Annotated in this window: 16 protein-coding genes and 3 pseudogenes; 9 read left to right on the top strand and 10 right to left on the bottom strand. The window is 68.6% G+C overall.

Annotated elements, in window-relative coordinates; genetic code table 11:
• Positions 1–1,030: 1,030 nt before the first annotated feature.
• Positions 1,031–2,800, top strand: a complete 1,770-nt coding sequence (locus tag AB0M62_RS25505; protein WP_366076608.1) for a VanW family protein — start codon at positions 1,031–1,033, stop codon at positions 2,798–2,800.
• Between the two features lie 193 nt (positions 2,801–2,993).
• On the opposite strand, the gene AB0M62_RS25500 is transcribed toward AB0M62_RS25505, so the two are convergent.
• The 3 genes from AB0M62_RS25500 to AB0M62_RS25490 form a co-directional block, all read right to left on the bottom strand.
• Complete coding sequence (locus AB0M62_RS25500) at positions 2,994–3,299, bottom strand: nuclear transport factor 2 family protein (protein ID WP_366076607.1); 306 nt, start codon at positions 3,297–3,299, stop codon at positions 2,994–2,996.
• 221 nt (positions 3,300–3,520) lie between these two features.
• Complete coding sequence (locus tag AB0M62_RS25495) at positions 3,521–4,315, bottom strand: SDR family oxidoreductase (RefSeq protein ID WP_366076606.1); 795 nt, start codon at positions 4,313–4,315, stop codon at positions 3,521–3,523.
• Positions 4,316–4,518: 203 nt separating this feature from the next.
• On the bottom strand, positions 4,519–6,999 hold the full coding sequence (locus AB0M62_RS25490) for a SpoIIE family protein phosphatase (protein WP_366076605.1): 2,481 nt from the start codon (positions 6,997–6,999) through the stop codon (positions 4,519–4,521).
• 958 nt (positions 7,000–7,957) lie between these two features.
• Between AB0M62_RS25490 and AB0M62_RS25485 the strand changes: the two genes are divergently transcribed.
• Both AB0M62_RS25485 and AB0M62_RS25480 read left to right on the top strand, forming a co-directional pair.
• Positions 7,958–9,967 carry a hypothetical protein gene (locus AB0M62_RS25485; RefSeq protein ID WP_366076604.1) on the top strand — a complete coding sequence of 670 codons (2,010 nt, stop codon included), beginning with the start codon at positions 7,958–7,960 and terminating at the stop codon, positions 9,965–9,967.
• Positions 9,967–11,445 (top strand): branched-chain amino acid ABC transporter substrate-binding protein, encoded by a 1,479-nt coding sequence (locus AB0M62_RS25480; protein ID WP_366076603.1) that lies wholly within the window; start codon positions 9,967–9,969, stop codon positions 11,443–11,445. The genes AB0M62_RS25485 and AB0M62_RS25480 overlap by 1 nt, the downstream gene beginning before the upstream one ends.
• Before the next feature lie 109 nt (positions 11,446–11,554).
• Here AB0M62_RS25480 and AB0M62_RS25475 read toward each other — a convergent pair.
• From AB0M62_RS25475 to AB0M62_RS25445, 7 genes and pseudogenes are all read right to left on the bottom strand, one after another.
• A pseudogene (locus AB0M62_RS25475) lies at positions 11,555–11,725 on the bottom strand (ISAs1 family transposase); the annotation flags it as partial.
• A gap of 8 nt (positions 11,726–11,733) precedes the next feature.
• Positions 11,734–12,516 carry a hypothetical protein gene (locus AB0M62_RS25470; protein WP_366076602.1) on the bottom strand — a complete coding sequence of 261 codons (783 nt, stop codon included), beginning with the start codon at positions 12,514–12,516 and terminating at the stop codon, positions 11,734–11,736.
• A 212-nt stretch (positions 12,517–12,728) separates the two neighbouring features.
• Complete coding sequence (locus AB0M62_RS25465; protein ID WP_366076601.1) at positions 12,729–13,241, bottom strand: ISAs1 family transposase; 513 nt, start codon at positions 13,239–13,241, stop codon at positions 12,729–12,731.
• A gap of 32 nt (positions 13,242–13,273) precedes the next feature.
• Positions 13,274–13,411, bottom strand: a pseudogene (locus tag AB0M62_RS25460) (chloramphenicol phosphotransferase); the annotation flags it as partial.
• 166 nt (positions 13,412–13,577) lie between these two features.
• Entirely contained in the window at positions 13,578–13,973 is a 396-nt protein-coding gene (locus tag AB0M62_RS25455) for a DUF2267 domain-containing protein (RefSeq protein ID WP_366076600.1), read from the bottom strand.
• Between the two features lie 152 nt (positions 13,974–14,125).
• A pseudogene (locus AB0M62_RS25450) lies at positions 14,126–14,519 on the bottom strand (DUF2267 domain-containing protein).
• A gap of 104 nt (positions 14,520–14,623) precedes the next feature.
• The gene (locus AB0M62_RS25445) at positions 14,624–15,058 is read right to left on the bottom strand and encodes an Hsp20/alpha crystallin family protein (RefSeq protein WP_366076599.1); all 435 of its coding nucleotides are present in this window, start codon (positions 15,056–15,058) and stop codon (positions 14,624–14,626) included.
• A 128-nt stretch (positions 15,059–15,186) separates the two neighbouring features.
• Between AB0M62_RS25445 and AB0M62_RS25440 the strand changes: the two genes are divergently transcribed.
• The 6 genes from AB0M62_RS25440 (at position 15,187) to AB0M62_RS25415 (ending at position 23,693) form a co-directional block, all read left to right on the top strand.
• The gene (locus AB0M62_RS25440; RefSeq protein WP_366076598.1) at positions 15,187–15,837 is read left to right on the top strand and encodes a type III effector protein; all 651 of its coding nucleotides are present in this window, start codon (positions 15,187–15,189) and stop codon (positions 15,835–15,837) included.
• Between the two features lie 418 nt (positions 15,838–16,255).
• Entirely contained in the window at positions 16,256–17,320 is a 1,065-nt protein-coding gene (locus tag AB0M62_RS25435; protein ID WP_366076597.1) for a Dyp-type peroxidase, read from the top strand.
• Complete coding sequence (locus tag AB0M62_RS25430) at positions 17,301–18,119, top strand: family 1 encapsulin nanocompartment shell protein (RefSeq protein ID WP_366076596.1); 819 nt, start codon at positions 17,301–17,303, stop codon at positions 18,117–18,119. Before AB0M62_RS25435 ends, AB0M62_RS25430 begins: the two co-directional genes overlap by 20 nt.
• A 1,029-nt stretch (positions 18,120–19,148) precedes the next feature.
• Entirely contained in the window at positions 19,149–20,186 is a 1,038-nt protein-coding gene (locus tag AB0M62_RS25425; RefSeq protein WP_366076595.1) for a glycerophosphodiester phosphodiesterase family protein, read from the top strand.
• 311 nt (positions 20,187–20,497) lie between these two features.
• Positions 20,498–22,369, top strand: a complete 1,872-nt coding sequence (locus AB0M62_RS25420; protein ID WP_366076594.1) for a PhoX family phosphatase — start codon at positions 20,498–20,500, stop codon at positions 22,367–22,369.
• An 826-nt stretch (positions 22,370–23,195) separates the two neighbouring features.
• Positions 23,196–23,693, top strand: a complete 498-nt coding sequence (locus AB0M62_RS25415) for a phospholipase (RefSeq protein ID WP_366076593.1) — start codon at positions 23,196–23,198, stop codon at positions 23,691–23,693.
• The last annotated feature ends 416 nt before the right edge of the window (positions 23,694–24,109 follow it).

Below are 24,109 nucleotides of genomic sequence, written 5' to 3'. Positions count from 1 at the left end.
CGCCGACCGCCCAGACCTCCCCGACGGCCGCACTGGCTCCAAGCGGCCCCGAGGTCTCCGCAGCGTGGGACAACCAGCGATCACCCGTGTCCATCGCTCTGGCAATAGGTCGCTGCGACCGAGGCCGCTGTCTACGGCTGCTCACGCCGGGGCAATCGCCCACACCGGGGCGCGTTGCAGTCCCCGGCGTCGGCACCTCTTGTACACGGTGTCCCGCAGCTCATGGGTCGCGGCCTGACAGAGAAGCCGCCGCGCCGCCGACGCGATCTCGTAACAGCATCGAGGACGGTGGCTTCCAGTATTCAAGTGCGAAGAAACCAGGGGGATCTTGTGATCACAGCAGTCATCGCCGTGTTGGGCACGCTACTCGGCGCCCTCGAGCCGCCCGGAGCTCCGGGGTCTCCTCTTCGCCCTTCCGACGGGTGACGTGCTTCGGATACTGGTGCCGCCGGTGGTCGGTCGCTGCGCCGAGAAGACCGGCAGCGGCGGCAGCGAGCGCCTGCCGGTCACGGTCGCGGCGAGCGGACAGCGTGGTGAGGTGCTGCATGGAGCCCGCGGTGCACGACACGACCAAGCTGCGGGCTGCCTCCTGGCTTCACGACAGCGGCGAGTACCGCGCAGTATCGCTGCACGTACCCCGGTGTGCTCGTCCAGGCCTGCCGCAGCGGCCGGTACCGGCACGTCGACCTCCCGCACCCTCGGTCGCGGGCGCACCCTCGGTCGCGGCCGACGCCGAGGCCCGCGCCGCGCGTGCGTGCAGTCGCGACTCAGCGTGAGGGCCGTGCGAGAAGTCCGGTGAGCAGCACTTCGAGCGTTAGTGCGGCGATGCGGCGAAGTCGGGCCGCGGGGACGCCGGCGATGGGGCGGCCTCATAGGCACTGCCCGAGGCTGTGCCGCTCTGCTTCGTGAGAACAATTACATCCTGTCCATATTTCACCTGTAGTGATCTATTTTTTGGGGAGTCCATGCACACCTGGCTGCCTTGCGGCCCCAAGCGCCCGTCCGGCCGGTCGGCGCCAGAGGGAGAGATATGCGTAGCGCACTCAGCGGAATGGGCGACTGGCGGATCGCTCTGTCCATCACAGGCGGGGCTGTCGTGCTCGGGCTGGGCGGTCTCTACGTCACCGGGCTCGTGGCCGGCGACGACATCGCCGAGGGCACACGAGTGCGCGGAGTCGACATCGGCGGGATGAGCAAAGCGGCGGCGCAGCGGGACCTGGACCGTAAGCTCGGGCAGGCCTTCGCGGCCCCGGTCACGATGAAGATCGGTGACCGCATCGAGAAGGCGGACCCCGACGCGCTCGGGCTGTCCCTCGACACTGCCGCGACCGCCGATCGTGCCGCGAGCGAAGGATCCGACCCGGTTACCGTGATCGGCAGGCTCTTCGCCTCCGAAGGCCAGGACGTCGAGCCGGCGATACGGATGGACGAGCAGAAGACCCGGGCCGAGACCGACCGCATCGCCGCGGCCGCGAAGCGGCAGGTCCGCGACGGGGCGATATCGTTCGACAAGGGCCAGGCGAAGGCTGTAGTTCCCGTTACCGGCGTCGCTCTGATCGCAGACAAGGCTCCGGACACCATTCGTGACGGCTACCTCCGCACGCCGAATGCCGGCACCGTCGTGATGCCGGTGAAGCAGACCGAGCCGAGGATCGGCCCGCACGAGACCCAGAGGGCCATGAGGGAGTTCGCCCAGCCCGCTATGTCCGGCCCCGTCACCCTCTCCCTCGCGGAGAAGCGCATATCCATCGGCCCTGCCGCGCTCGGCAGGCATCTGACGATGAAACCCGAGGGCCAAAACCGCCTCGTGCCGGCCCTCGACTCCAAGGGTCTGCTGGCCGACCCCGCCGTCTCCGGCCCAGTACAGCAAGCCGCCCAGAGCCCGCGCGACGCCATCCTCCGGCTCGACGGCGACGACCGCGTCGTGGTGGCGCAGGAGGGACGTGTGGGGCTGCCGGTCACCGACAAGGCACTCGGCAAGGCCGTCGTACCGCTGCTGACACGCTCCGGCGCGGCCCGCACCGGTGAGATCGCAACCGTACCGGTCCAGCCGCAGCTCACGAGCGAATCGGCACAGCGGCTCGGCATCAAGGAGAAGGTCTCCTCCTTCACTGTCAACTTCCCGGCCGCCCCCTACCGCAGCACCAACATCGGCCGTGCCGTGGAACTCATCAACGGCTCGGTCGTCCTCCCCGGACAGGAGTGGAGCTTCAACCGAACGGTGGGCCAGCGCACCAAGGAGAACGGCTTCGTCGACGGCATCATGATCAACGACGGCCAGTACGTGAAGTCTCCCGGCGGCGGCGTCTCCGCAGTCGCGACCACCATGTTCAACGCCATGTTCTTCGCGGGAGTCAAGCCCGTGGAGTACGGCGCCCACTCCTTCTACATCGAGCGCTACCCCGAAGGCCGCGAAGCCACGGTCGCGTGGGGCACCCTCGACCTGCGCTGGCTCAACGACTCCGGCCACGCCCTCTACATCAAGGCCGAATCCACCGGCACCTCGGTGACCATCTCGTTCCTCGGTACGAAGAAGTACGACGAGATACGTGCGACCAAGGGGCCCCGCACCAAGATCACGCAGCCGGCCACGCGCACGGGCAGCGGCCCGAAATGCGAGGTCCAGACGCCGCTCGAAGGCTTCGACGTCTCCGTCGGCCGGGTCTTCGTGCAGGACGGGCGGGAAGTCAAGCGCGAAGACTTCAAGACCCACTACACGCCCCGCGACGAGGTCACGTGCACCCCGGAGGAACCGGCACCCGGACCCGCAGCGGCAGTCGCAGCCGCAGAGGCGGACTGACCGGACACGCCCCGGCCGACGGCAACGACACGGGGCCGCCGTCCGTGAGCGAGGTCCACCGGCGCCGGCTGCTCCCCGCAGAGAGTGTGGCTCGCGGCGAGGCATGCCCCGCCTCGCCTGACGACTCATCACGCACAGACCGAGTCCTCAAGCGCAACAGGCCATCTCAGCACTCGTGAGCGGGCGTTGACTGTCAGCCGGTCGGCTGCACGTCCCCGCTGGTGGCGTCGGGGAAGGAATGGTGCTCGTGCGCGACAACCCATCGATCCTGCTCCTTGCGCAGTCCCAAAGTGAGCCGTAGGCGGTTCTCCGGTTGCGCGACGAGCTCCTGAGGAGTCCCGCAGCGCAGCAAGGCATGGGCATAGGCGACGTCGTCCCCGGCGGTGATGTCAAGGGACACGATCTCGAACGACGCCATGACGCCGTTCAGGTCGCCGGTGTGTACCGCCGCGGCCCACCGCTCGACCAAGCTCCGGATCTGCTCATTGTCATGCGGCATGTCGGCTCGTTGTCCGTTCCACTGCAGCTCCGCCGGATCGCGGGCTCTCATGCCTCGATGAGCTTGGCCTGATCCGGCATGCGGAGATCAAGCACACGCCGCTGGCCGCCACAGGGCGGACCACTGCACGCGGTCCTGAGCCGGCGAAGTGGCGGTCGACCAACGCTGCCCGCCACGCACCTCTTCGCTGGTGGCCGGTCGCAGTCCCGGCCTACGCGGTGTCAGGGCACGATGAAGTCCACGTATCCGCCGTCGACCCTGACCGCGGCGCCCGTAGTCGCCGAAGCCTGGGGCGAACTGAGGTAGACGACCAGGTGGGCGATCTCTTCAGGCTCGATCAGGCGCCCGAGCAGTGACTGCGGCCGGTGCAGCCGCATGAACTCCCGCTGCGCTTCCTCCCAGGGGCGGTCGCGGCCCACCAGGTCGTAGACGAAGTCCTCGACGCCCGGCGTGTGCGTGGGCCCCGCGATGACCGAATTCACAGTGACGCCGCTGCCCGCGGCCTCCTTGGCGAAGCCGCGGGCGACACTGAGCAGGGCGGTCTTGGACACGCCGTAGTGGATCATTTCGACAGGGATGACGAGGGCCGAGTCGCTGGCGATGTTCTGGACGCGTCCCCAACCGCGTTGCTTCATTCCGGGCAGATAACTCCGGATGAGTCGTACGGCGCTGAGCACATTGGTGTCGAAGTACGTCCGCCACTGCTCATCGGTGATCTCGAGCGCGGGCACCGGTCCGAAGACACCAAGATTGTTGACGAGGATGTCCGTCTCCGGGATCGCCTCGCACAGCGCACCGGCCCCGTCGGCCGTGGCCAAGTCGCAGACGACGGTCACCGCCTCGGCGCCCGCCGCGGCGGTGGCAACCTCGGCCGCGGCCTTGCGTAGCTGTTCTTCGCGGCGTCCGGTCAGGACCACCTGCGCGCCGGCGCGCGCCAGACCGACCGCGATGGCGAGCCCGATGCCCTGCGAAGAGCCTGTGACGACCGCCGTCCTACCGTTAAGATCCACCAGCACCGCCGCAGCGTGTCACGCCCACACCACCACAATCGCCCGCCACGCGCCTGCCGGCCTCCGTTCACGCAGATGGCCCGGAGGTGATGACACTGACGGCTTGGGGGCGTGTCCGGCCGGTTCCGGCCGCGGCGCTCTGCACGTGTCGCCTCGGTGGGCTGCCGTTTCGGCTTCGTTGCGAGGTGGGGTCTGGGCGTTGGTGCCTCTCAGGGTCCGGTGAGGGACTGTTCGGCCCAGATGGTTTTGCCGATGGTGGCGTGCCGGGTGCCCCAGCGTTTGGCGAGTTGGGCGACGAGGAGCAGGCCTCGTCCGCCTTCGTCGAAAGTCCGGGCGCGCCGCAGGTGCGGAGTGGTGCTGCTGGAGTCGGAGACCTCGCAGATCAGGGTGCTGTTCTCGTGGATCAGCCGCAGTTGGATGGGCGGCTGGCCGTAGCGGATGGCGTTGGTGACGAGTTCGCTGACCACCAGTTCGGTGATGAAGGCGGCGTCGTCCAGTCCCCACGCAGTGAGTTGGTCGGTGGCGTGCCGGCGGGCCCGGGCGACGATGGCCGGGTCGGAGGCCAGGTCCCAGGCCGCGACCCGGTCGGCGTGCAGGCCCCGGGTGCGGGCGATGAGCAGGGCGATGTCGTCTTCGGGGCGGCGGGTCAGCAGAGCGGTCAGTACCCGGTCGCAGATGGTGTCCAGAGACGGGGCGGGGCGGGCCAGGGCGGCGAACATCTTGTCCAGCGCTTCGTCGATGTCGTGGTCGCGGGCTTCGAGGAGGCCGTCGGTGTAGAGGGCGAGGAGGCTGCCCTCGGGAAGTTCGGTCTCGATGGTCTCGAAGGGCAGGCCGCCCAGGCCCAGCGGTGGGCCGGCGGGGACGTCGAGGAAGTAGACGGAACCGTCCGGGGTGACCACGGCGGGCGGCGGGTGGCCGGCCCGGGCCAAGGTGCAGCGGCGGGAGACCGGGTCGTAGACGGCGTACAGGCAGGTGGTGCCGATGCCACCGGCGCTCTCGTCGGCGGGGTCGGTGCTGCCCTCGTCGGCGGAGAGGTGGATGATCAGGTCGTCCAGCCGGGTGAGGAGCTCGTCGGGCGGCAGGTCGACGTCGGCCAGGGTGCGTACCGCGGTGCGCAGTCGGCCCATGGTCGCGGAGGCGCGGATGCCGTGGCCGACCACGTCGCCGACGACGAGGGCGACCCGCGCGCCGGACAGCGGGATCACGTCGAACCAGTCGCCGCCCACGCCGGCCCGCGCGCCGGCGGGCAGGTAGCGGGAGGCGATCTCGAGTGCTGCCTGGACGGGCAGCTTCTGCGGGAGCAGGCTGCGCTGCAGGGCCATGGTGCTGGTGCGCGCCCGGCTGTACCGGCGGGCGTTGTGGATGCTGACGGCTGCCCGGGCGGTGAGTTCCTCGGCCAGCAGCAGGTCGTCCGGTCCGAAGGACTCCCGGCGCCGTTGGCGGCTGAAGAGTGCCAGGCCGAGAGTGATGCCGCGGGCCCGCAGCGGCACCACCATCACCGAGTGGGTCCCGTACTCGCGGATCCAGGCGGCCTCGGGATCCTGGGCCGCCCACCGGGCGATCGCGGAGTCGGTCATCTCGTACAACGCGCCACGGCCGGCGGCCAGGCACTCGGCCGGGGGTGAGTGCGCCGGGTAGACGATCGTCTCTCCGGCCGCAGCCAGGGACTCCGTGGTTCCCTCCAGGACCGACCGCGCCGCGGCGCGGCTCATGGTGACCGGCCCTTGCGACGGGGCGTGGTGCGGCTCGCCGCCGTCGGGTGGGAGGTCGAGCAGGTCGACGGCGGCGAAGTCCGCGAGCCGGGGGACGGCCGCGTCGGCCAGTTCCTGCGCGGTGTGGGTGACGTCCAGTGTGGTGCCGATGCGTGCGCCGGCGTCGTTCAGCATGCCCGTCCGCTGCCGGGCCAGGTGTTCCTCGGACCTGTAGTGCCCCGCCAGGCACACCGCGCGCACCCGGCCGTCCGGGGCTCTGAGCGGGGTGAGGGAGGCCGGCCAGCCCAGCTCCGAGCTGACACCAGTGGGGCTGATGTAGGCCTCCATGTACTGCGGCTCACCGGTCTCCAACACCAGGCGCATCCTCCGCTCGGCCTCGCTGCTCGCGGGATGCGGCGCGATGTCCGGCAGATGCAGCCCGCGCATCTGGGCCTCGCCGAGGAAGAGCGTGCGTTCCATGCCGGCGTTCGCCCGCACCAGCCGCAGGTCCGCATCGAAGACCGCCAGGATGCTGGGGGACTGGGTGAACGCCCATTCACCCAGCGCCTCGTCCCCGGGTATACGCGGCATCCCCGCCACGGCGCACACCACGAGCCACTCGGCCCTTTCGCCGTCCGGCGTCCGGCGGTGGGCGAGCAGTTCCAGTTCCTGCGTGTGGCCGTCCCGGTGCCGCAGGGCCACGGTGCCGCTCACGCGTTCCTGGCCGGCGGCGGCCCGCCGCGCCGTCTCGCCGGCGTCATCGGCGAGCAGCCCGGCGACCGGCCGCCCCACGACCTCCGAGGACATGTAGCCGAGCAGCCGGCGGGCACCCTCGCTCCACCCCGTCACGATGCCCTGCTCGTCGACGGTGGCCGTGGCCGTGTACGTCGGCTCCGGCTCCACCGGGGCATCCGTCTGGGAGGGCTGTTCGCCGGGAGGGGTGGTGAGCCGTTCCGTCTGTTCGGGCCGCTCACCGGGAGGGGTGGGAAGTCGAACCATCGGCGCTCATCTCGCCTTCTCTCGCTTCGCCTCGCCCTTCGCCCTCGCTGGTTGCTTTCCCCGCTGTTTCACGGGAACCGGCACCGCCAGGGCTCTCCTGACAAGCATGATCCTGCGGGGCACGAAGCACCAACGCAGCCGCGGGGTCGGAAGGATCTGCACAACGTGTGCAACGGGGTCACCGGACCCCGGCCTCCGTGCCGGGGAACAAGGCAAATGGCCCCATTCGGGCGGTGCGTATCGTGCCGCATCCGCCATCCCCGCAGGGGCGTCACTCGGGAGCGGGTTCCGTGCGCTGCAGGCGGCTCGCGGAGTGGGGAAACCCTTGCAGCGAGAGCGGATCCCTTGACGCTGAGCGAGGACGACCGACGCATTGTCGGTGTGCGGGCCGCCGACTGTGCCGAGCGGACACTGGCGCTGTTTGAGGCCGAGGCTCCGGGCGACACCCGCCCCGTGATGCTTTTGACCGTGTCCGAACCTTCGCGCGCGGGGAGATGCGGATCGGACCAGGCGCATCCCCAGGTCGGTCTCCCAGTCCTGGATCCGGGCGCGTAGCTCGGTGGTCTCTTCGGGTGTCATGTCGATTCGGTTGTCGAAGGCGGGGCGGCATCGCCGGCGCCCACTCGACGGCTGCCCCGCCCCGCGCTACGGAGGGTGTGCTCCACCCGCGCGGGTCCGGCATACCGCGGAAGGTCCGCGCGCACGTCCAGCGCACGCCGACCGCGGAGGGCGAGTGGGCCACTCCAGGTGCGGAATGTCCGATCTGCCCGACCCGGCGTTCGGCCGGGCGGCCCTCTCCGGACGATGGCGCCGCGCGGGCCGGTGCGAGCGAAGCCGACAACCACAAGAAAAGACAGGCGACTTGCCCCGCCGCAACATCACCCGTGGCATCCTCGTCATCACATTGGGTGCGTGTCTGATCACCGGTCAGGAGAAGGCGCGGGGACGGGGGAAACGCGTGACGGATTTCGGAGCCGGCATGGGGCTGCGCGGCCGCAGCGGAATCGTGTCTCTCGTCGACGCGTGCCTGAAGCAACGTCCGGATGCGGAACGGCCCGTCACCATGCTCCTCGGTCCGCGCGGCAGCGGCGCCAGTGAGGCCCACAGCGCGCTGATGGAACGGTTCGGACCCGCGTACCCCTTCGCGTACGTCAACTTCGGCGGCACCCAGACACTGCTGCCGCGCTACGCTCTGGCGCTCCTCGCCCGCCAGCTGGAGCGCAAGCTGCCGCGCTACGGCCGCTCCCACTTCCCGCTGCTGAGCCTGGGGCTGCTCGCCTCCGACCAGGAGCTGCGGATGCGCAGCCTGGCGGAGGGACGGCGAGCCGTGCAGCGGCAGCTCGACCGGTTCCAGGAGGAGAACGAGGCCCGGCACGGCGACTATCTCGCCGCCTTCTTCGAGGTGGGCATGGGAGCGGTCGGCATGCCCGAAGGCGCCTCGGCCGTGGCGCTCGCGGTATTCCAGGACGCCCTGCGGCGCGGTCGGCGGCGGCTGCCCGGCCGGATGGCCGGTGTGTTCGGGGCCAAGCTCACCGCAAGCGCGCACTGGTACGGACGTCATCCGCTCACTCGTAACCAGGACCCCATGGAAGCGCTGGTCGAACTCAACCTGTGGCGCCACGAGGGCGACGAGGAGGAGCAGCAGCGGCTGAACCGGGTGCTCTTCTCGGCGTTCCTGGAGGACCTGCGGCGCAACGCCGCCCGTTCCTTCATGCCCCGCTCGTATCTGATGCTCCTGGACAACTGCCATACGGAATACGGCCGCCGGTTTCTCGACCTGCTGATCCGCGCCCGGCACGACGACACGGTCGTGACGGGTCTGGCCTGCGACCCGCTCACGGTCGTCGCCAGCTCCAACCGCTGGCTGCCCCGCTGGGGCCCTGCCACCGGGGACGCCTGGCCCTGGCGGCTGCGCGGCCCCGACCGGGCGTCGCCGGAGGACTGGAACGTACACCGGCCGACCCGCGACAGCGAGGACACCTGGTGGTACCCGCTCAGGCTGCGCGACCTCAACCTCGACGAAGTGCGCATCCGGATAGAGCTGCAGTTGGGCAGTCAGCCCGATCTCGCCCCCTTCACGCGCCTGAAGCCCTTCGTCCACCGGCTGACCGGCGGACTGCCACGGGCGGTGCACCAAGTCCTCGGCGTACTGCGGCAGTCCGGGGCTCCGGCGGAGGGCGGGCCCGAGCAGGACCGCTGGTTGCGCACCCTGCCGGACCGGCCGCTGCGCATCGGGGAGCAGACGCGTACGCTCGCCGAGACCGCCCTCGGCCACCTCCTGCGCGGCTTCGACGACAGCGAGCGCGCGGCGCTCGCCGACTACGCCGCCGCCCGTGATCTGTCGGTCGGCACCCGGGTTCTCAGTCCCGGGGAAGCGCTGTTCGGCGAGGTGCGTGCGCGCTGGCTGCTGGCGGGACCGGAGACGACGGTGCCCACCCTCCACCCGTGGCTGCGCCGGCTGTTGCTGTGGCAGCTGGCCCGGCGGCCGGATGACTGGGACTTGGCGCACGAGCTGCTCGCCGAGCACTTCAGAAGTGAGCGGCGGCCGGTGCAGGAGATGTACCACTTGCTGGCGCTGGAGCGGATCGACGAGGTGACCGACCATCTGCTGGCGCGCTTCCCCGCGGTGCCCGCTGTCCAGTGGATCAGCGAGTTCGACGCCATTACCGCCGCCCCCAACAGACTTCCGGCCGACGGTGGCCCGCTGGAGCTGCTGGCGGCGCTCGCGCCGCGCCGCCCCGGGCCGGCGGTGGACGCCGCATCCGTGATCCGTGGCCTGGTCACCGCGCGATGGGTGTGGAGCGATCCGCTCGGCGACCCGGCAATGAGACTGAACGACATGATCGCAGGCGGTTTCACCCAGCTGGCACAGCTGCGGAGGAACGACATCGTGGCCCTCTTCAACGAGGCGGAGCGCTACCGGCACTGGCGGCATCCGCAGACGGCCGCAGGGGGAGGGATGAGCTGATGGTCAGGGTCGAATGGCCGCTTCACGTCGTGCGCCGCATCGCCTTCGGGGTTGTCGCCGCGGTGGCGCTGGCGCTGGTGGGCTGGTTCGGGGTGTCCTGGATCCAGGACAGGCAGGCGCGGTGCGCCGACGGTGTCGTCGAACGGGGCCCCGACGACGAATGCGTCGGGGTGAGCGACGGCTCGTACCACTTCGCCCGCCATCTGGAGGGTGTCATGGAGAAGATCGAGGCGGAGAACGACGAGGTCCTCAAAGCGGCCGGCGAGGAACCCTACGTCAGCGTCGCGTACATGACCTCGTTCACGCTCACCGACGACGACAGCAACTCGGACGAATCAGTACGGCACGAGCTGCAGGGGGCCTACCTTGCGCAGCAGCGGCACAATCGCCTCGACCTCGCCGGATCCCCGAAGTTCCGGCTGCTCATCGCCAATACCGGCAGCAGCTCCGCACACTGGCGGCACACCGTCGACGAGCTGATCAAGCGCAAGGAGACCGGGGACCGACTGGTCGCCGTCACCGGCCTGGGACCGAGCACCGACGAGAACCTGGCCGCGGTGAAGCGGCTGTCCGACCACGGCATCGCAATGGTCGCCAGCACCATGACCGCCACCAGCATCCAGAACATAAAGGGCTTCGTCCGGGTCGCCCCCACCAATATCGACGAGGCGTATGCCGCCGCCGCGTATCTGAAGCGGCAGAAGGTCAGTACAGCGGTCGTCGTGCAGGACGTGTCCCAGGGCAACCTGTACGCCACCACCCTCGGCAGCGCGTTCACCCGGGCCTTCCCCGACGGAAGCGGCCACCGGCTGGTCGCTGAGCGCATGACGTACGACTCCTCGGTGCGCAGCGCCTGGAGAAACGAGCTGCGCTACATGCCGGGCCAGTTGTGCCACCAGAAGCCGCAGGTCGTCTACTTCGCGGGGCGGGGGCAGCACCTCACCCACTTCCTCGACGCGATCTCCAACCGCACCTGCCAAGACCAGCAGTTCAAGGTCATCGCCGGCGACGACACCACCAATCTCACGGCCAAGCAGCTCGCCCACGCGGCCGAGACGGGAGTGCAGGTTCTCTACACCGGCCTCGCGCACCCCGACATGCACGCCACAGCGCCCGAGACGGTCTCCGCGCCCTCCGCGAAAAACTTCCAGGACCGCGGTCTGCTTGCCCAGTGGTTTCCCAACGACCCGCGCCACGACGGTCAAGCCATCATGGGCCACGACGCGGTTCTGACCTCGGCGCTGGGCATCCAGATGGCTGCCCGCTGGCAGGGCGACGTGACCGGTGAGGCGGTGGCCCGGATGTTCCACCAGATGGACGGCCGTGAGCAGGTCGCCGGCGCCAGTGGCTTCATCTCCTTCCAGAACAATGGCAACCCACGCAACAAGGCGGTCCCGATCCTGCGGCTGAACCCCGACGGCCGGGCGGTCTTCCTCGAGGTCTCGGCCGCCCGCGGAAAGCCTCAGGAGGGTCAGTGAGCGGTTGCCGGCGGCGCTCGGTGCTCAGGCCGGTGAGTGTCTGAGGCGGCGCTCGGCGGGGGGTAGCCGGCCAGGGCTTCGGCGTAGTCGCATGATGTCCGGTTCGTGATCATATGAGTCCCAGGAGGGCGAGCGGGCGCCGTGCGTCGCGGACGTTGTGGCGCAGACCGGCCGCGACGTTTGTGACGCCGCTCAGCCGCAGGACTCCGATCATGAGGTTGCGCCAAGTGGCCATCGAACGGGGTGCGTCGCCGGTCCGAAGCTGCGAGGCATCCTCGGCGACTGGGTTCAGGGGCGCTTGCGGTGCCGTTGTCGCAGTTTTTCCAGCCTTGCGCGAGCCGCGTCATCTCGCTTCGTCGGCGGGGTTGCATGTGCCGGACGAGGTACTTGGGGTGGCGTGGGCAGACTCAGAGACGTAGATACGAGTGTGAGGATAGCTTCCAGATCAGTGGCAGCAAGGTGGGCAAGACCACCCTTGTTTAACCCTCGAAAGCGCGAGCCGTTCCTGCGGAACGAGGCCCAAGCCCGTCCCTTTCGGGTAGTGACGCGACTGCGCTCCGCCTGCGAGGTGTATTCGATCTCGATGTCCAGGTGGCGCTGCTCGGCGCGTGACCACCAGGCACGCCACTGTGGGTCGTCGTGGACCATATCGACTACAGTGCCGGCCGCATCGAAATACGCCGCAGGAATGTCGTTGTCGCCGTGCAGAGCGACGCTGAGCCAGGAGGCATCCCCCGTCACGATGGCCGTCGACTCTTCGGGTTCGTCCATCCAGAACCCAGGCAGTGGGCCCAGCCACGGTTGTCCGGTGGTGATCTCATAGGCTGTGGAGACAGCCTCGGCAAGGCCATCTGACTCGCTGAAGTCCCAGGCGCAGTCAGCCACCTGGTCTGGATTTTTCCGGATTTGCTGGAACCGTGAGCTGCCCGCTGCCACAACCGCGAAGTGGAGATTGATGAGCGCGTCACCAACCAGCGGCACCGGCGGCGCGCCTGATGGATCATTCACATCGCGGGCTGGAATTCCCGAGACAAGCTCACTTTCAAGACGCTGCAGCTTTTCCGCCAGCATATCGGCGAATTCTTCAACACGAACCTTCCCCTGTCACGCCAGGGCCTCTGCCAGTGCGGGAGCGGTTCGCTGGTTTGCCACGCCTCCGAGGAGGTCGATGAGGGACCAGAAATCTTCTTCTGTCATGGATTAGCCTCCTTTCCATCGATGAGTGCAGCGGGTGGGGCACCTTGGTGGCACCCTAGGGCTTCGGCATGATGTCCGGTTCGTGATCACGTGAGTCCCAGGAGGGCGAGCGGGCGCCGTGCGTCGCGGGCGTTGTGGCGCAGACCGGCCGCGATGTTTGCGACGCCGCTCAGCCGCAGGACTCCGATCGCGAGGTTGCGCCAAGTGGCCATGGCGCGGGGTGCGTTGCCGGTCCGCTGCTGCGAGGCGTCCTCGGCGAAGGTGGTGTCCCGGACGTGGTGCAGGGCTTCCACCTTCCAGTGGTCGCGCACGAGTGATGCCAGTTGCCCGGGCGTCGCCTGCTCGGCGGTGAGGCTGGTGACGGCGTAGACGGTCTTGATGGTGGTCTTGCCGATTTTGCGGTCGGTGCGGCGGCGTTTGATCTGGACTGCCTGGCGGGCGCCGGGGAAGGGCAAGTTTTTCACGGTGGCCACCTTGATGCGGCGGATCTCGGATCGTCCGTGGCCGCTGTCCCGAGTGCGTCCCTGGAGCGGGATCTGTTTCCAGGGCAGGGACTTGAGCTGCTTGCGCAGCTTCTTCTGGTTCCCCTTGACGATCACCGGTGGCGGGGTCAGGGAAGCAGACAGGCGGCTTCATCGACGATGACGCGGACACCGGCCCGCGCCATCGTGGTGACCCCCTCGATCCACGCCGCTTCCTGCAGCCGGAACTCTGCCCCGACGAGCACCCCGTCGTCCGGTGCGAACTCGATCCCCGATCCGTGCGTTTGCCGGAGCGGCTGTCCGCCGGGCACGAATGCGCGGTGTCACGGGCCCGGCACGCACAAGCAGGCGGGGGCTCCGACGAGGTCATCGACGCCGGAGTCCGTTATCGCTCTGCATCAATGCGTGGGGGCAGGCAGCGGCCCTGCCGGTGCCCGTGCTCTTGCGGACTGATCAGGCGGCTTGGGTGAGTTCGGCTCGGCCGAACAGGAGTGCGTAGCCCGAGGGAAGCTGAGTAAGGATGCGGTCGAGGAGGCCGGGGCCGGCGAGGTGGGCGACGGTGGCGAGGACGGCTCCGGTGTCCCACCGGGCGGTGGCGGGGGTGCGGCCTGTGCGGGTGGCGAGGTCTTTGACGAAGCCCCAGCCGGTGAGTGGTTCGTTGTCGGGGATCTGGGCGGTGAAGGTGAGGGCGGCCTCGATGGGGAGGCGGGCGGCGAGGCCGACCCGTTCGTCGCCCGTGAGCTGACGGCCGAGGGCGGCCAGCACGGCATGCGTGACGTCCTCGGCTCGTTCGCGGGTGGGATACGCGCCTTCGTGGCGGATCTTTTCCAGCATCTGGTCGAACGTCATGCCCGGCGCGGTCGGGGCTGGTTCGGGCAGCGGCTGCATCGGTGGAGTGGTTGCCTTTCTCGTCCTGGAGCTTTCAGTGGCGGTTGCGATCGTTTCGAGCAGGTGCCGGCCCTGCGTTGCCGGTCTTGCGCCGTCGTTGCCCTCTCCTGAGGTCAGGCGGGCTCGGGGTGGCCCAAGAGGCCGTAGCCCGGGGGGAGTTGGTGCAGGACGTGGCGGGTGAGTTCCTCGCCCGCCACGTCGGCGGTCACGCTCAGAACGGCGCTGACGTCCCCAGGTCGCGGTCTGTTCGGTGGCACCCTCGATCCAGGCAGCGGTGGCACGTACGAACCGGTCCGCGGGAAGGGGATCGGCGGTCTGCAGCGGGTTGAGCAGGATCGTGGCGAGGGTGCCTGGGAGCCGGCAGGCCAGCTCGGCCCGGACCTCACCCACCAGATGCGCGCCCAGCAGCGCCAGGACGGTGTGTGCTGCCCGTTCGGCTTCCCGGCTGGTGCCGTACTCGCCGCGTTCCTGTACCTGGTCGAGGAACGCTTCCCCTTGCATGGCCACCACTGCCCCTTCGTCTTGGTACTGGTACGAAGTGCGGAGGACGGGACTGGAGGGTGATCGCTTCCCGTCCTCCGCCGCCGGCACGGGTGAGTCGGGAATGCGGCTCAGCCGCTGATCTGTCTGGGCGCGGACTCCCCGCCGATGGCGATCTTGCGGGGCTTGGCGCGCTCAGCGATCGGGATCCGCAGGGTCAGGACTCCTGCTTCGTAGTCGGCGCTGATGCGCTCAGTGTCCAGGGTGTCGGCCAGCACCAGCTGGCGGGAGAAGACGCCCAGGGGCCGCTCGGAGAGCTCCATCCGGACATCATCGGCCTTAGCGACCGGCCGGCGCTCGGCTTTGACGGTCAGCATGTTCCGCTCGACGTCGATGTCGATCGCGTCCTTCGCGACGCCGGGCAGGTCGAAGGCGATGACGTACTCCTCGCCCTCGCTGTAGGCGTCCATCGGCATCGCCGAGGGTCTGGACCAACTACCCGCCGTCCCCGTCAGCTGCTGGGCGAGCCGGTCGAGTTCGCGGAACGGGTCGGTGCGCATCAACATTGCGAAACACCTCCAGAAGGTTCAGGCAGGAACTGCCAATGCGCTTCACCTGACACGGTTGTAGCATGTCATCCAAACGATGACAAGCGCGATGTCGTCGGAAGGGTGACGCCTGAGAAGGGGACTCCATGACCGCAGCCGACCAGCCCCGTACGCCGGCTTCCTTCCTCGCCGCCGCGGCGGCACTGAGCGCGATCGACGAGGCCGTACACACCGCGCAGCAGCCCCAGACCGGACACCATCCGGAAGACGGCGAGGCCAGCTCGGAGCAGGCCCTGGCCGCTCTGGTTCTGCTGCGCGAGTTGCGCGAGCAGCTTGCCGGATGGGAGCCGGGACTGATCGAAGCGGCCCGTACGGCGGGCGCCAGCTGGGCCGACCTTGCCCATCCCCTTGGCGTCGCCAGCCGCCAGGCCGCCGAACGTCGCTACCTGCGCGTACGTCCCGGAGCCCCGGGCACTACCGCCGAACAGCGCGTGCAGGAGACCCGCGGCCGCCGTGCAGCCGACCGCAGCGTCACCGCCTGGGCCCGGGCCAACGCGGCCGACCTGCGCCAGATCGCCGGCCAGATCACCGCCCTCACCGACCTCCCCACCGGCGCCCGTGTGCCCCTCGCGAGACTCGTCGAAGCTCTCGCCCACAACGACGCTGCCAACCTCGTCGGCCCGCTGACCGACACCCACGCCTACCTGAAGGCTTGCCACTCGGAACTCGCGGGCCGTATCGACACCATTACCCGGCATACCGATCAGCTCCGTCAGGACGGCGGGGACGGTCGCTGAACCAGCACGGACACGCGGCGGCCACCTGCTCCACCGCAATGATCCGGTGCGGCCTGGGGGGATGAGCGTGGCGCCGCTTTTCGGCGCCCTGTCGCTCGGGGCCGTAGCCCGGACCCTGCCCGCTGGGCGAGGTGGTAGCTGCTCTTGGGTCTGCTTTGGGAGTGGGCCAGAGCGGGTCTGGAGTCACCGCCCGCTGCCATTCGCGCGGGCTCACGCCGGCTCGCAGAAGCTGAGCGCCCTGAGCCGCGGTGGCAGGTGCCCTGGTGCACGCCTAGGGTGAAAGGGCGCCTCCAGCCAGGTTCTGTCCACGCCGGTCGGCCGACGCATCCGCATTGGGCCGAGCGGGAGCCCGCGGGGACAGGTGCCGACTTCGCGGCGCGACGTGCACCGCTCGCGACCATTGCGAAGGGGTGTGGCTATGGCCGGACTCTCCCAGCGGCCGGTTCCCCAGCGGGTTCTGTCCCCACTGACGACCGCAGCGATCTTTTTGGTCGTGACGCTCGATCCTGGGGGCGAGCCAGTCGTGCGGAAGGTGCTCTCCGACCTGACAGGCCTGCAGCGGGCGGTCGGCTTCCGGGTGCCGAACGGAAAGCTGAGCTGTGTCACCGGCATCGGATCATTCGCCTGGGGACGCTTGTTCGCCGGGCCGCGTCCGTCGGAGTTGCACCCCTTCCGAGAGCTGACCGGCGCCGCACACCGCGCGGTATCGACGCCCGGGGATCTGCTCTTCCACATCCGGGCCGCACATCTGGACCTCTGTTTCGGGCTGGCCGCCGAGATCATGGAACGTCTCCGTGGTGCCGTCACGGTGCGCGACGAGGTGCACGGATTCAAGTACTTCGATGTGCGTGACCTGCTCGGTTTCGTCGACGGGACCGAGAACCCGGTGGGGCGGGAGGCGAGTGCCGCGGTCCTGATCGGCGACGAGGACCCGCAGTTCGTGGGAGGAAGTTATGTGATCGTGCAGAAGTACCTCCACGATCTGCAGGCGTGGAACGCACTTCCGGTAGAGGCGCAGGAGATGGTGATCGGGCGTAGAAAGCTGTCCGACATCGAGCTGGATGACGAGATCAAGCCGGCCGATTCCCATGTCGCCTTGACCACGGTCGTTGATCCCGATGGCGCGAAGCGGCAGATCCTGCGCGACAACATGCCCTTCGGCCGAGTCGGGCAGGGCGAGTTCGGCACGTACTTCATCGGGTACGCCCGCACCCCGGCAGTAACGGAGACCATGCTGGAACGCATGTTCCTGGGCGACTCGCCGGCGTCTCATGACCGGATCCTGGACTTCTCCACTGCGGTCACCGGATCGCTGTTCTTCGTGCCGACCACTGATTTCCTCGACAACCTTCCCGACCCGCCTGGTGCCGGCGCGGAGTCCGAGGCAGACACGGCGTCCGATGTCCGGGCCCGGCCCCTGGACGTTTCCCTGGGGATCGGCGATATGAAGGGGAGCACTGCCGATGAACAATTTGCACCGTGAGCTGGCGCCCATCTCTTCTGCTGCCTGGGCCGACTTGGAAGAAGAGGCGCGACGCACGTTCAAGCGCCATGTGGCGGCTCGCCGGATCGTCGACGTCCCCGAGCCGGGCGGTTTGGAACTGTCCGCGGTCGGCACCGGGCATCTGGACGCTGTGGACGCTGCGGCCGAGGGGGTCATTGCCCACACGCGCCGTTCGCAGCCGATCGTGGAGCTGCGCGTCGCCTTCACCGTTGATCGTCAGCAGATCGACGACGTGGCACGCGGGGCCAAGGACGCGGATTGGCAGCCGGTGAAGGACGCTGCCCGGCAGATCGCCTTCGCCGAAGACCGCGTGGTGTTCGAAGGCTATGCGGCCGCGGGCATCGCAGGTCTTCGTGAGAGCTCGTCGAACCGGCCCCTGACCGTGCCGGCAGAGGTACGCGACTACCCGGACGCCATCAGCCAGGCCGTGACCGCACTGCGTCTGGCGGGTGTCGGAGGCGCGTACACACTGGCGCTCAGCGCCGAGATGTACACCGCCGTCAGCGAGACCTCCGATTACGGTTACCCGATCATCAAACACATAGCCGGGCTGCTGGACGGCGACATCGTCTGGGCGCCTGCCATCAACGGGGCGTTTCTGCTGTCGACGCGGGGCGGCGACTTCGACCTGCGCATCGGCCAGGACGTGTCCATCGGCTACCTGTCGCACGACGACAGCAGCATACGGCTGTACTTCCAGGAGACGCTGACATTCCTGGTGTACACCAGTGAGGCCGTGGTGGCCCTGGAGACGGAATCACCGTGGCCCGCAACGTGACGACCGGAGATGAAGAGCGTGAAGGCCGGAGTTGTGGGGGTCGGCGCGGTCGCATCCGCTATGGTGCTGTCCTTGGTCGAACGGGGCGGACCTGCCGGGAGATCGATGGTCGACCGCAACACCGCCCGTGAGGGCGTCGCGGCCTGCATGCGCTACGCAGGGCCGCTGGCGCCCACAGTGGACGTGCGGCCTGCGAACGTCGAAGCCGCGTGGCACGCCCGGGCTGTCACTTCGGCGAGGTCGAGCGGATCAAGAGCACTCCGAGCTGTGCCAGGCCCTCAGCATTGTCTCTCTGAGTCTGAGACCGCGTTTGAGATCTCAGCGGTAGCAGGGTTCAGGTCAGTAGCCGGATGCCGGGAGGCTGGGCGTCGGTAGCGAGCGGGGCCGCCCGGTGAGCATAGACCTCCCTTACTGGGCGGACCATATTGCTCTGAATACTGTAGGACCCCGCCTCCTGCGACTGGGGCAGCGGTATCCCATATACAGACGGACCCACGGGGCAGGTGTCCGCGCAGTGGCTGGTCGGTCCCGCCTGGTGTCGTGCAACGGTGCCCACCAGTAGTCGACCACGGACCGGAGTATCAACCGGTCCTGCCCGCTGGTGACGTCGAAGCCGGCGATGCGGGCCGCGGCGGGGTGCCCCGCTCTCCCGTCTCCTGTGCATGCCGCCTGTCCCTCGCCGTACTCAAAGTGAGTGATGCGGCCGGTGCGCCCGCAGATGAAGCAGTCCAGGCTCAGTTCGAGCTCCTGTTGCCGCGAAGCGGTCAACGACCGTACAGCACTGAGGCACGGCAGATCTCAAACGCGGTCTGAGGAATACCACCTTGCTGTCGTCTGCTCGTAGCCCAGCGGCAGGCTCGGCAACATCTCTCAGTTCGTTTGTGGTCCCAGAGTGGCAGAACCGGGCCGATAGGCCCACCACGTGAGAAGAGACGGAATATCATGCCGAACCGCCTGACCCGCCGCACTGTGACCCGTGCAGCCACTGCACTGGCTGTCGGGTCCTGTGCCCTTGCCGTCGTTGTGCCGATGGCGGCCGCTGACCCCCTGCCCGAGCCCGTCGTGTCGGAGCAGGGCACGGAGCACACCCATGGGCCGCGCGGTTTTGACCTGCAGGCGCACCGAGGAGGCCTGGGGCTGGTGGTGGAGAGCACCCCGGCCTCTTTCGCCAACGGCCTGGAAACCGGCGTGAGCACGCTCGAGCTGGATGTACAGATCACCGAGGACCGTCAGGCGGTCGTCACCCACGACCGGAGGATTTCCGGCACGAAGTGCAAGGACACGGGTCCCGTCACGCCTGGCGATCCGGAGTACCCCTATGTCGGCAAGTACGTCGTCAACCTCTCCCTGGCTCAGGTTCGCACCCTCGACTGCGGCTCCTCGACCCTGCCCCAGTATCCCGGGCAGCGCCCGAGTCCTGGTGCCCGGATGCCTTTGCTTACCGAGGTCTTCGACATCGTCAAGAAGTACAAGGCGAAGAAGGTGTGGATGAACATCGAGACCAAGGTTGAGGCGGGCGCCCCGCACGAGACCGCGCCTAGGGAGGAATTTGTCAAGATCGTCGCACGTCAGGTGCGCGAATCGGGTCTCTCGGAGCAGGTGTCCATCCAGAGCTTCGACTGGGGCGCGCTGATGCGGATGCGCCAGGTCGCCCCCGAGCTGCCGATCGTGGCGCTGACCAATGGTCAGCAGTTCCTGCAGGTGGGCATGGAAGGCGCTTCACCATGGCTGGGTGGCATCGACATCGACGATTTCGGCGGAGATCTGGTCGCGGCGGTCAAGTCCTTCGACGCCGACGCGATTTCGCCGGTGCACGGCAACCCGCAGAACGGCACGGTCACCGACCCGGCATACGTCCCCTACACCACCCAGAAGTTGGTGGATGACGCCCACAAGGCCGGTATGAGGGTCATCCCCTGGACGGTGAATGACAAGCCCACCATGCACAAGCTGATCGATGACGGCGTGGACGGCATCATCACCGACTACCCGGACCGGCTCCGCGAGGTTCTGGCGGAGCGCGGCTTCAAGCTGCCCAAGCAGTACACCCTCAAGGGCCACCACTGAGCCATATGCGTTCCCGGTTCCGGGCTTCCCGGAACCGGGAAGGCGTCCCAAGCGCTCGCGCAGTGACTTGCTTCCACCACAGCCGATGTATGTCGGGGGTGCCCAGCTGCGCCGCCTGTGCCGAATCAGTTCCCTCCGCCACTTCCGGGTCCTATGACCGAACCATCCGATAAACCGCGATGTTATTGAGCGACAGCGCCCTGGCTTACGCTCCCGTTCACATTGGGGTGAAGATCAGGCCACTTCGGCTTCGTAGCGTGGATGCGCCCCGACCGCGGCAACCCGTGGTCCATCTTGGCTGGAGGCCATCCGTGCGTCCCGACCCCGCCGCTTCACCCTCGATCTCCGAGCTGGCCCAGCGCCGCCTGTCCCGCAGGACGGTGCTGGCCGGCGGGCTCGTCACCGCCGCCGCATCGTTCTTCGGCGCCGCGACCCCGCCCGAGGCAGCGGCCGCCGCCGAGGCGGGAGCCGCGACGGGCGGTGCCGGCAGGCGGCGGCGGCTGCTCGGGTTCCCGGCGACCCCGCCGAGTGTCGCCGACACAGTCGCGCTGCCGCCCGGATATCGGCACCAGGTCCTCTTCCCCTGGGGCCACCCGATCGTGCCGTCCGGGCCCGCGTTCGCCGAGGACGCCAGCAACAGCGCAGCGGAGCAGGCCGGACAGGCGGGTGATCAGCACGACGGCATGTGGTTCTTTCCGCTCAAGGGTGGGCGCTCCGGTCTGCTCTGCGTGAACCACGAGTGCACGACCGAGCAGTTGCTGCACACCGACGGACGAGCCAACTGGTCGCCGGAGAAGACCGCCAAGTCGCTGGCCGCGCACGGCGTGTCGGTCATCGAGATCGAGCAGGGCCGCGACGGCCGGTGGCACCTCGAGGAGTCGGAGTTCGCCCGCCGGGTGACCATGACCACGCCTGCCGAGATCACCGGTCCCGCGGCGGGACATCCGCTGCTGCGCACCAGCGCGGACCCCGACGGCGTCCGGGTGCTGGGCACCCTGAACAACTGCGCCAGCGGGCCGACCCTCTGGGACACGTATCTGACGTGCGAGGAGACGATCAACAAGTACTTCTTCTTCGGCGAGGAACCGCCGCCGGCCGGTTCGGTCGAGGATCGCTACGGCATAGGATCGGAGAATCCGTACCCGTGGTACACCACGGATGCCCGATTCGACATGAGGGCGGAGCCGAATGAATACAACCGGTTCGGCTGGGTGGTGGAGATCGACCCCTTCGACCCCTCGTCGACGCCCAAGAAGCGGACCGCCCTGGGGCGCATGGAGCACGAGAACGCCGTTGTCGTGCGCGGCAGGCGCGGCGAGGCCGTCGTCTACATGGGCGACGACACACAGTTCGACTACTTCTACAAGTTCGTGGGCGCAGAACCGATCAAGAAGGCGCGCAAGCGCGGGCGAAGTCCCCTCGACGAAGGCACCCTGTACGTCGCCCGGTTCGAGGAGGACGGCTCCGGCAGGTGGCTGCCGCTGGTGCACGGCGTGCCGGGCCTGACCGAGGCCGACGGGTTCGCCGACCAGGCTGAGGTGCTGATCCGAACGCGCCTCGCCGCCGACGCGGTGGGAGCGACTCCGATGGACCGTCCGGAGTGGTGCACCGTACAGCCCGGCACCGGCGCGGTGTTCTTCACCTGCACGAACAACACGGCCCGAACCGAGTCGGTGAACGCGGCCAACCCCCGGCTGAACAACCGCTTCGGGCACATCATGAAAATCGACGAGAACGGCAACCCCAGCGCTGAGAAGTTCGGCTGGGACATCTTCCTGCTCGCCGGAGACCAGGCCAGTGGCGCCACCGTTCCCCCGGATCAGGCATTCGGCTCGCCCGACGGCCTCTGGTTCGACGCCCAGGGACGGCTGTGGATCCAGACCGACGGCACCCAGCCAACCGTCGACGGCGCCCCGCAGAACAACCAGATGCTGGCGGCCGACCCCGACACCGGCGACATCCGGCGGTTCCTGGTCGGCCCGCCGCGCTGCGAGATCACCGGCATCACCTCCACGCCGGACGGCCGGTCGCTGTTCGTGAACATCCAGCACCCCGGTGACTCCGGCACGCCAGACAACCCTCGGGCGAGTTCCAATTGGCCCGACTTCAGCGCCACCGGTCGCCCACGGTCGGCCACGATCGTCATCACCCGAGAAGACGGTGGCGTGGTGGGCGACCGCTGACCCCGCCCGCCGGCGCAGGATTTCGACGCCGGCGCCGGTCTGTAGTCCCCGGACCGGCGCTGAACGATCCGGCCCGCGCACATGACGACGAACGATGAGGCCCGACGGCATCGAGGCCGAGTGGCGGAGGCTGCTCTCGTCGGTCCGGGTGACGTCCGATACATCGGTCCCGGAAGGGGTGGCGGCTTCCTCTTGGCCGGCCCGTCACGACAGAGTCCGTCGGCGCCCCGGTAACCGCAAGTGCGGTGACCGTGGAACGGAGCGGCGCTGCCCGCCTCGCTTCGAGATCACCGGCAGGGGTGTCTGCGTGCCGCCGGGGCCGTCGACGTTACGCAGACCTGCCACCCGCAGACGGTCCGGCGTTGCGCCGGACCAGATGGCGGTCGGGCCTCTCATCAGCGGTCAAACGGTGCTCCGAGCCCGGTGACACCACCCCCCAGGTCATTCCTTCGACAGGGGGCAACAGTCATGCCGGGCCCGGAGGCCAGGAGCCCCGTTTGAGGGCCACGAAGAAAGTGCGGGCTGGGCCGGGCTATTTGGCACGCGCGGACGACGGTCGGCGTGCTCGTTGGCCAACCGCCATAGGGGGAAGGGGATTCAGGCCTACAGGTTCAAACCACCGTCACGGGTTTCTGACCGCTGCCGTGCATGTGCCCGCATCTGAGGGTCGAAACTGACGAATCGCAGACTCGTAGAGCGCAAACCTTTTGGATCAGCGATTAATGTGCCGTTCAACATCTAGGCATGGCAGGTGCATGACGTCACTCTGGAGCGGTCTCGTAAGCCCCACGAGGAGCACGGCCCCTTCCTCCCACGGAGGTTACGCATGCGTCGCCGCTTCGCCGTTCCGTTCGCCGCTGCCGCTCTCTCGCTCCCGCTCGCCCTGATCCCCGCCGTATCCGCTTCGGCTGCCCCTTCGGACAAGCCGCAGGTCCTCAGCTCCTGGACCCAGACAAGCGCCTCCAGCTACAACGCCTGGAACGCCGCGCGCAGCAACCAAGGCGCCTGGGCCGGGTATGGCTTCGACTGGTCGACGGACTACTGCAGTACCTCTCCGGACAACCCGTTCGGCTTCCCCTTCCAAACGGCCTGCGCCCGCCACGACTTCGGCTACCGCAACTACAAAGCGGCCGGCACGTTCTCCGCCAACAAGTCCCGCCTCGACTCTGCGTTCTACGAGGACCTCAAGCGCGTATGTGCCGCCTACTCCGGCGCAACGCGGACTTCGTGCAACAGCACGGCATGGACGTACTACCACGCCGTGGACATCTTCGGCATCGCACCGGCCAAGGCGAACTCCCACAAGCTGCCCCAAGCCGCCTGACAGTCGCCAACCCTTCGGGCCCGGGGCGCGCATTCGCGGTCCGGGCCCGCATGCGTCCACGCTCGCGTTCTGGCAGCTTGCTGCGCGGCCGTGGAGGATGTCGCAGAGCAGTTGACGCGGCTCCACGGCGCTTACGTGCACAAACCACAGCAGAGTTGGGGGCGGGCACGGTTGTAAATGGCCCGGGCAACCCGCGGGGTGCGGATGGCCTCCAGCGATACCGTCGCGAGCCTTTGGTACGGGAGGAGCTCACCGACCTTCATCTTTGGCTGCCTGGTCCGCCGGGGCAATCCTCATCCGCGCCCCCTCGTTGGGGTTCTCGCCTTCCGTCGTCCGGAGTGTCAGCCAAGCCACCAGCTCCGGCCACGGCTGATTGGCCCAGGGCGAAGGTGAAGCGGCCTCACTCATCACTCTCC

It is taken from the genome of Streptomyces sp. NPDC051219, from assembly GCF_040682335.1.
Classification (GTDB): domain Bacteria; phylum Actinomycetota; class Actinomycetes; order Streptomycetales; family Streptomycetaceae; genus Streptomyces.
The sequence above is the reverse complement of the archived record's forward strand: the minus strand, read 5'-3'. Positions and strand labels throughout refer to the sequence as shown.

Bases quoted from the DNA above. Each gene is read 5' to 3' on its own strand.
- AB0M62_RS25490 (WP_366076605.1), bottom strand. From the start codon at position 6,999: ATGGTTCGACTTCCCACCCCTCCCGGTGAGCGGCCCGAACAGACGGAA.
- AB0M62_RS25500 (WP_366076607.1), bottom strand. From the start codon at position 3,299: ATGCCGCATGACAATGAGCAGATCCGGAGCTTGGTCGAGCGGTGGGCC.
- AB0M62_RS25505 (WP_366076608.1), top strand. From the start codon at position 1,031: ATGCGTAGCGCACTCAGCGGAATGGGCGACTGGCGGATCGCTCTGTCC.
- AB0M62_RS25415 (WP_366076593.1), top strand. From the start codon at position 23,196: ATGCGTCGCCGCTTCGCCGTTCCGTTCGCCGCTGCCGCTCTCTCGCTC.
- AB0M62_RS25455 (WP_366076600.1), bottom strand. From the start codon at position 13,973: ATGACGTTCGACCAGATGCTGGAAAAGATCCGCCACGAAGGCGCGTAT.
- AB0M62_RS25430 (WP_366076596.1), top strand. From the start codon at position 17,301: ATGAACAATTTGCACCGTGAGCTGGCGCCCATCTCTTCTGCTGCCTGG.
- AB0M62_RS25435 (WP_366076597.1), top strand. From the start codon at position 16,256: ATGGCCGGACTCTCCCAGCGGCCGGTTCCCCAGCGGGTTCTGTCCCCA.
- AB0M62_RS25440 (WP_366076598.1), top strand. From the start codon at position 15,187: ATGACCGCAGCCGACCAGCCCCGTACGCCGGCTTCCTTCCTCGCCGCC.
- AB0M62_RS25445 (WP_366076599.1), bottom strand. From the start codon at position 15,058: ATGTTGATGCGCACCGACCCGTTCCGCGAACTCGACCGGCTCGCCCAG.
- AB0M62_RS25480 (WP_366076603.1), top strand. From the start codon at position 9,967: ATGGTCAGGGTCGAATGGCCGCTTCACGTCGTGCGCCGCATCGCCTTC.
- AB0M62_RS25425 (WP_366076595.1), top strand. From the start codon at position 19,149: ATGGCGGCCGCTGACCCCCTGCCCGAGCCCGTCGTGTCGGAGCAGGGC.
- AB0M62_RS25470 (WP_366076602.1), bottom strand. From the start codon at position 12,516: ATGCTGGCGGAAAAGCTGCAGCGTCTTGAAAGTGAGCTTGTCTCGGGA.